A 569-nucleotide genomic window follows, 5' to 3' on the forward strand; every position below is an offset into this window, starting at 1 on the left:
ACGATTACCACTTTGTGTTTCATGACTGGGGTGAAGTCGTAACAAGGTAACCCTAGGGGAACCTGGGGTTGGATCACCTCCTTACCAAAAACGTCGAAAGACGCCTTGATGCAGTGCCTACACAGATTGTTTTGTCTGAAATATTAGAGAACACCACGGTAGTACTCACTCTATACAGAGTATTGCGCAAGTTAGGCTTGTAGCTCAGCTGGTTAGAGCGCACCCCTGATAAGGGTGAGGTCGGCAGTTCAAGTCTGCCCAAGCCTACCAACTTCTTTCGAATTCATTTTATTCCATGCGAAAGATTTTATATGGGGCTATAGCTCAGCTGGGAGAGCGCCTGATTTGCATTCAGGAGGTCAGCAGTTCGATCCTGCTTAGCTCCACCACTTCTAAGTGCATTTATTAAGTGTATTTAAAAGTGGTTTTTTTACCACGATATGTTCTTTAACAATTTGGAAAGCTGATATTAATAGTAATCAATCAGAAGAGTAATTGAGAAGTCGAAAGACGCACTTTTTACTCTACTTGACTTGAATTGCTTGTTATCTAAGAGCGCTGAAAAGCGT

At 42.5% G+C, this 569-nt stretch carries 2 tRNA genes and 1 rRNA gene; all 3 read left to right on the plus strand.

The features are described 5' to 3' along the window. A 16S ribosomal RNA gene (locus GTW09_RS17405) occupies window positions 1-84 on the plus strand; the annotation flags it as partial. A gap of 109 nt (window positions 85-193) precedes the next feature. Continuing rightward, window positions 194-270: transfer RNA gene (locus GTW09_RS17410), tRNA-Ile, on the plus strand. Window positions 271-313: 43 nt separating this feature from the next. Further along, window positions 314-389: transfer RNA gene (locus tag GTW09_RS17415), tRNA-Ala, on the plus strand. Window positions 390-569 lie beyond the last annotated feature (180 nt).

Source organism: Alteromonas hispanica, from assembly GCF_010500915.1.
In the GTDB taxonomy this organism is placed as follows: Bacteria; Pseudomonadota; Gammaproteobacteria; order Enterobacterales; family Alteromonadaceae; genus Alteromonas; species Alteromonas hispanica.